Origin of the sequence: Microvirga sp. HBU67558 (assembly GCF_018069605.1) — a bacterium.
Taxonomy (GTDB): Bacteria; Pseudomonadota; Alphaproteobacteria; order Rhizobiales; family Beijerinckiaceae; genus Microvirga; species Microvirga terrae.
The window spans coordinates 1-6,284 of record NZ_JAGPUP010000389.1 but is presented as its reverse complement, the minus strand read 5'-3'; the positions used below and the strand labels follow the sequence as shown (position 1 = coordinate 6,284).

The window sequence follows — 6,284 nt, the reverse complement described above, 5'->3', positions numbered from 1 at the left end:
TGCAGAACGGCTTCCAGAGCTTTCGCGGCATGACCCCCATGGCGTTCCTGCGCTCCCTGCGGCTCCGACGGGCCCAGGAAGCCCTTCTCCTGGCGGACCCAGCCTGCGCGACCGTGACCGAGATCGCGCTCAGCTGCGGTTTCAATCACATGGGTGAGTTCGCAAGCCTCTACCGACGCACCTTCGGCGTCTCGCCGCGTCAGACCCTGTCCAAAACGATCTACCGCTGAGACCGGTCACGCTGAGTTGGCGCGATCGGATTCCGGCAGCCGGACCCGGTGAGGCATCGTGAGCCGGCCGCAATCGGCGGCCGCGCCCAATTACGTGAAGCGCGCCGAGCCCCGCTCGAAGGGACCTTACGTTCGGGGCCAGGGCGTCTCCGCCACGGGCGTCAGCGGGCCTTTGCCGTCGAACCATGAGATCAGGTTGTCGGCCACGAGCTTGCCCATCCCGCTGCGGGTGTGAACCGAAGCAGAAGCGATGTGGGGCAGGAGCACCACGTGCTCCAGATCGATCAGTTCCTGCGGAACACGCGGCTCGTCCTCGTAGACGTCGAGGCCCGCGCTCAGGATCGTGCCCGACCGGAGGGCTTCGATCAGCGCCTGCTCATCCACGACGCTGCCGCGGGCGACGTTGATCAGAACGCCGTTGGATCCCAGCGCCTTCAGCACATCCGCGTTGATGAGATGCCTCGTCGATGCGCCGCCCGGCGTGATGACGATCAGCACGTCGGATGCTTCCGCGAGCCCTGTCACGGTCGGATAGTACGGGTAAGCCACGCCGGTCTGCTGCGTGCGACCATGATAGGCGATGCTGACATCGAAGCCTTCCAGTCGACGGGCAATGGCCTTGCCGATCCGTCCCAGTCCGACGATGCCGACCTTCCTCTCGCGCAGGGTTGCGGAGAGGGGAAACGACGCCTTCGGCCACTTTCCGTCGCGCAGGTAGCGGTCGGCCTGCGGGATCTTTCTCAGCGTCGCGAGTAGGAGGCCGAGGGTGAGGTCGGCCACCTCGTCGTCGAGAACGCCGGGCGTGTTCGTGACGATGATGTTGCGCCTGGCGGCTTCCGCCGCATCCACGTTGTCGTACCCGACGCCGAAGCTCGAGATAATCTCCGCATTCGGCAGGCGATCGAGGAGAGTGGCGTCCACACGGCCGAACAGCGTGCTGGTCGCCATGCCGCGAATACGCGGTCCGACCTCTTTCAGAAAGGCGTCCTTGTCCTCCTGCTCCCACAGGCGGTGGAGCGTGAAGGCCTTGTCCAGCGCGTCGATCACGATCGGCATCATCGGCGCAGTCATCAGGATGTCGGTACGGCTCATGGCGTTTCCTATTTCGATGTCGGTTAAAGGGCGCAGCGTGTGACACCGCCCCGGCGAAGAGCCTCGTCGATGATCCTGCCCTGATGCTGCAAGGCCGCCTTCACGTCCTGGGGCAGATCGAGCCAGTGGCACGCGCGCAGGGCGGCTTCCAGGGCATAGAGCGCGTTGAGGCTCACCTGCCGGGGCAGCATGAATTTGAGGCGGCGATAGGCTTCGACGGATCCGGTGGATCGAAGATCGTCCAGCGTCCGGATGCCGATGTCTTCCAGTCGGCTCCGCGTGACAGGGCCGATCCCGCGCAGATCGTCGATGGAGGCTTCGGTCATGGAGAGTGGTCCGGCTTTCGGGGCTTCACACGTTCACGGTAGAGCAAATAGAGCCCCGACGCGATGACGATGCCAGCCCCGACGAAGGTCCAAGAATCCGGCCAGTCGCCGAACAGGACATAGCCCAGGACCAGCATCCAGACGATCTGGCTGTAGATGAAGGGCGCGAGGATCGCGGCCGGAGCCCGGGCATGGGCCAGGACCAGCAGCCAATGGCCGAAAGCCCCGTAGAAGCCAGTCGTCGCGAGAAGGAACCAGACGAGGGGCGACGAGGGGGTGGACCACACCCAGGGAAGCACCGGCGTGACGAACACGATGCCGGCGACGCTCGAATAGAGGGTCGTGGTCGCGATGGAATCGCTCGAGGCCAGGATGCGCGTGACGATGTTGTAGAAGGCATAGGCAACGGAACCCGTCAGCGAGAGAAGGGCCGCCGGATGCATGGTGCCCAGGCCCGGCCGTGTGATGACGAGGATGCCGATGAATCCGACCCCGATGGCGGCCACGCGCTGCCAGCCGATGCGCTCCCCCAGGACCGGGCCTGCGAGAAGGGCCACCAGCAGCGGCGTCGCGAAGATGATGGATTGCGTCTCGACCAGCTGAAGGTACTTCAGGGCGAAGAAATTGCAGAGCGTCGAGGCGAAGAGCAGGAACGAGCGAAGGAGCTGCAAGGGGAGCCGGCGCGTCCTGAGGGCCCCGGGCTGGGTCCGTGGGTTGATGACCAGGAAGGTGAGAAGCGCCGCCGAGATGTAGCGCGCCCAGACCGTGACCATCGGGTCGACCGACCGGTTCACCCATTTGGCCGTCGCGTCCAGGCACGAAAAGCAGAACAGGGCCGCACACATCAGGGCGATGCCGATCATGCGGTTCTGACGCTGCGCGGCGATTGTGGGCGGGGTCGTCGTGACGGTGTCGGCCATGCCGGAGATGCTAGCCGCTCCGCCGTCACGAGGCGAATGTCCGCCACGCACGGCCCTCGTGCGCGGCACACAGAGGTGACGATCAGGCCGTCGCGGCCATCTCCGGCTCGCTGGCGGCTTCCAGCCCGTCCACCTCGTCGTCGGTCTCGAACCCGGTCTGATCGGCTCCGGTGAGGCCCGCGAGATTCTTGGCGGCCTTGCGCAGGAGCTTGCGCAGGCGCTTGCGGTCCTTCGAATCGAAGCCCTGAAGCAGCTCGGACTCGACCTCGTCCCACAGGGCGTCGATGGCGGCCGCCTTGCGCTTGCCCTCCTTGGTGAGCTTCACGCGCACGACCCGGGCATCGCCCGGCTCGGTGTGGCGCTCCACCAGCTTGAGGCTGGAGAGGCGGGAAACCGTCTTGGAGGCGGTCGGCGGACGCACCCGCAGGATGGCCGCGAGTTCCCCCATGGTCATGGGGCCGGAATTGCCGAGGGCCTGGAGAACCTGCTCCTGACCGGCGAAGAGACCGAGCTCCGAGAGCTTGTCGCCCGTACGGCTGCGATGCAGGCGTGAAGCCTGAACCAGAGCCCACCCGACGCTTTTGACGCCCGGATGCTTGTTGTCGGTGTCCATCGTCTCTCGCCCCTCGAAGCTTTTCGAGCCTACCATGGCTCGAACTCATGACGGTACGATGACAAGCCGGCATATATTTAACAGGCTAAGGGATCATGCCTTCAGGCCTCCCGGGTCAGGGCGCTCTCGTGCCAGCGGCGCAGGAGAATGTGATTGAGCCAGGCGAGGACGAGAAACAGGCCGATGCCGGTCAGCGCCAGCAGCACGAGGGCCGCGAAGAGGCGCGGAATGTTGAGCCGGTACTGGCTCTCGATAATGCGGTAGGCGAGCCCCGATCCGGCCCCGGCCGATCCCGCGGCCATCTCGGCCACCACGGCGCCGATCAGGGACAGCCCGCCCGCGATCCGCAGACCGGCCAGAAAGGCCGGCAGAGCGGCCGGGCGGCGCAGATACCACAGGGCTTTCAGCCGGGCTCTGAAGCGCGCCGCTGCGCTTCCGGACGCCGGCGCACCATAGAGCTCGAACAGCTCCATGAGGTTTCTGTCGACGGATTGCAGGCCGAGCATCGTGTTCGACAGAACCGGGAAGAAGGCGACAAGCCAGGCGCAGGCCAGCACCGCCACGTCCTGCGGCATGTAGATCAGGAGCAGGGGCGCAACGGCGATGACGGGGGTGACCTGCAGGACGACGGCGAACGGGTAGAGCGAATACTCGACGACCTTCGAGAGACTCAGAAGGACCGCCAGCAGCACCCCGCCGCAGACGGCCAGCGCGAGGCCGGCGATGGTCGTCTCGAGGGTCGTCAGGAGCGAGGCGGACAGCAGCGGCCAGTCGGTCACGAGGGTCCTGGCGATCAGGCTCGGCGCGGGCAGGATGTAGGGCGGGATGCCCTCGATGCGCACGGCGGCTTCCCACCCGGCGACGGCGGCTGCGAAGACGACGAGCGGCAGGACGATCTTCAAAGGATCACCTCGCCGGCGTAAGGGCCTGGGAATCGATGCCGTCACGGTCGCTCCTCCGGCGCCTGCTCGAGGAGGATCCGCGAGATCCGCCCGGACAACTCCGCATAGCGCGCTCCGGCGCGGAAGTCCTTCGGGCGCTCTGCGCGCCGCTCTCCTCGAACCTCGGCGACGATGCGGCCCGGCCGCCCGGACATGATCGCGACGCGGCTCGACAGATAGGCACTCTCGTAGACCGAGTGGGTCACGAACACGACGGTGCAGCGCAGCTCGCCCTGCAGGCGCAGCAGATCGTCGTTGAGCCGGAAGCGGGCGATCTCGTCGAGGGCCGCGAAGGGCTCGTCCATGAGAAGCAGCCTGGGCTTCAGGGACAGGGCGCGGGCGATGGACACGCGCATCCGCATGCCGCCGGAGAGCTCGCGCGGATAGGCTTTCGCGAAGTCGCTCAACCCGACGAGGGCCAGGCTCTCGGCGATGCGATCGCGCGCATCGCGCTTCGACACGCCCCGCAGGCGCAAGGGGAGCCACACGTTGTCCGCCACGCTCGACCAGGGCATCAGCGTCGGATCCTGAAACACGAAGCCGATCTCGCCGCGATGATCGGCGCCTGTCGCGCCCGGCCACGTGATGCTTCCTTCCGTCGGCTGCGCCAGCCCCGCGATCAGGCGCAGCACCGTGGACTTGCCGCATCCCGAAGGCCCGAGCAGCGACACGAACTCGCCCGCGACGACGTCGAGGTCGAAGCCGGCAAGCGCCGTCACGCCGTTGGAGAAGACCTTCGTGACGTCTCTCAGAGAAACGAGCGCGGGCGAGAGCTGCGTCATGGGTGCGGCGACGCGGAAAGGCGTCGCTCTCCTCTCTTATCTCTTCAGGTTCAGTCCCACGCCCTTGTTCACGAACCGGAGCGTGTAGGCTTTTCGATAATCGAGGTCCGGCTTGAAGAGGCCGGCCTTCACCATCTTGTCGAAGAAGTCCTTCATGCGTGCATCGGTCATGGCGCCGATCCCGAGGGTCTGCGTGTCGCCGGAATCGACGATGCCGTATTCCTTCATCTTGGCCTGGGAATAGGCGAGCAACTCGTCGGTCATCTCCGGGTTGTCGCGCTTGATGAGCGCCTTGGCCTTCGTGGCGTCCCCGTAGAGGTAGTTGTACCAGCCGATCGTCGACGCATCGACGAAGCGCTGCACGAGGTCGGGGTTCTTCTCCACCACCTCGCGGCGCGTCTCGACCGTGGTGGAATAGGTGCTGAAGCCGTAATCCGCGAGCAGGAACACGTTGGGCCTGAAGCCGGCCGCCTTCTCGATGGTCAGCGGTTCGGACGTGACGTAGCCCTGCTGCACCGCCGCCGTGTTGGCGATGAACGGCGCCGGGTTGAAGCCGAAGGGCTTCACCTGCTCGTCCTTGAACCCGTATTCCGCCTTCATCCACTGGAAGAAGGTGGCGGCACCGTCCTTGGACAGGAGAATGTCGTTCGAGGTCTTCAGGTCGAGAAAGGCGTCGAGCCCCTGGCCCGGATGGCTGAGGAGCACCTGCGGCTCCTTCTGGAAATGGGCCGCCACCACGATGGTCGGAATGTCCTTCTCCACTGCCGAGAAGGCCTGGATCATGCTGCCGCCCATGTAGAAATCGAGCTTGCCGACCGTCATGAGCATGCGGTTGCTGGCCCGGGGGCCGCCCGGCACGATGGTGACCTTGAGGCCGTACTTCTCATAGGTCCCATCGGCCAGGGCCTGATAATAGCCCCCATGCTCACCCTGGGCGATCCAGTTGGTGCCGAAGGTCACCTCCGTCAGCGGCTGCTGGGCCCAGGCGCTACCGCACAGGCAGGCTGCCGCCGCTCCTGCGATCCAGGCGCTCCACTTCATCGACACTCACCTTCCGCTCCGCAGGGCAAGGAGCCTGCCATCCGGGGCACAGCTTCTGCGCGGTTCAACCGGCCTTGGCAAGATCTTCGTGATCTTCGTGCTTCCGGGTGGGAGCAAACCTGACACTCTCGCGTCATCACCGGCCTCGTGCCGGTGATCTCGATTGTTTGGAATGCTGCGCCTTTCCGATCGGGACGGTCTGCCCTGATCCTGCCCCCGTCATCACCGGCCCTGTGCCGGTGATCCCGCTTGTCTGAGGTGCGGCGCTCTTCCGGATCGGGATGGCCGGCACAGGGCCGGCCATGACGGGGCAGGGTCGGATAGACGGGTTTGTGATCT

Annotated in this window: 8 protein-coding genes; 1 reads left to right on the top strand and 7 read right to left on the bottom strand. The window is 65.8% G+C overall.

All coding sequences use genetic code 11. The features are described 5' to 3' along the window. The coding region (locus KBI52_RS02635) for a helix-turn-helix domain-containing protein (protein WP_210805127.1) at positions 1–230 on the top strand (230 nt) is incomplete at its 5' end. A 126-nt stretch (positions 231–356) separates the two neighbouring features. On the opposite strand, the gene KBI52_RS02630 is transcribed toward KBI52_RS02635, so the two are convergent. From KBI52_RS02630 to KBI52_RS02600, 7 genes are all read right to left on the bottom strand, one after another. Continuing rightward, positions 357–1,322, bottom strand: coding sequence for a 2-hydroxyacid dehydrogenase (locus KBI52_RS02630; protein ID WP_210805125.1), 966 nt, complete (start codon positions 1,320–1,322; stop codon positions 357–359). A 23-nt stretch (positions 1,323–1,345) separates the two neighbouring features. Next, positions 1,346–1,648 (bottom strand): TfoX/Sxy family DNA transformation protein, encoded by a 303-nt coding sequence (locus KBI52_RS02625; protein ID WP_173945290.1) that lies wholly within the window; start codon positions 1,646–1,648, stop codon positions 1,346–1,348. Further along, complete coding sequence (locus KBI52_RS02620) at positions 1,645–2,568, bottom strand: DMT family transporter (RefSeq protein ID WP_173945289.1); 924 nt, start codon at positions 2,566–2,568, stop codon at positions 1,645–1,647. Before KBI52_RS02620 ends, KBI52_RS02625 begins: the two co-directional genes overlap by 4 nt. A gap of 82 nt (positions 2,569–2,650) precedes the next feature. Further along, on the bottom strand, positions 2,651–3,217 hold the full coding sequence (locus KBI52_RS02615) for a MarR family winged helix-turn-helix transcriptional regulator (protein ID WP_173945288.1): 567 nt from the start codon (positions 3,215–3,217) through the stop codon (positions 2,651–2,653). Between the two features lie 65 nt (positions 3,218–3,282). Further along, a complete protein-coding gene (locus KBI52_RS02610; RefSeq protein WP_210271897.1) occupies positions 3,283–4,083 on the bottom strand; it encodes an ABC transporter permease in 801 nt (266 codons plus the stop codon). Positions 4,084–4,124: 41 nt separating this feature from the next. Continuing rightward, positions 4,125–4,904, bottom strand: a complete 780-nt coding sequence (locus KBI52_RS02605; RefSeq protein ID WP_210805123.1) for an ABC transporter ATP-binding protein — start codon at positions 4,902–4,904, stop codon at positions 4,125–4,127. A gap of 36 nt (positions 4,905–4,940) precedes the next feature. Beyond that, a complete protein-coding gene (locus tag KBI52_RS02600; RefSeq protein WP_210805121.1) occupies positions 4,941–5,945 on the bottom strand; it encodes an ABC transporter substrate-binding protein in 1,005 nt (334 codons plus the stop codon). Positions 5,946–6,284 lie beyond the last annotated feature (339 nt).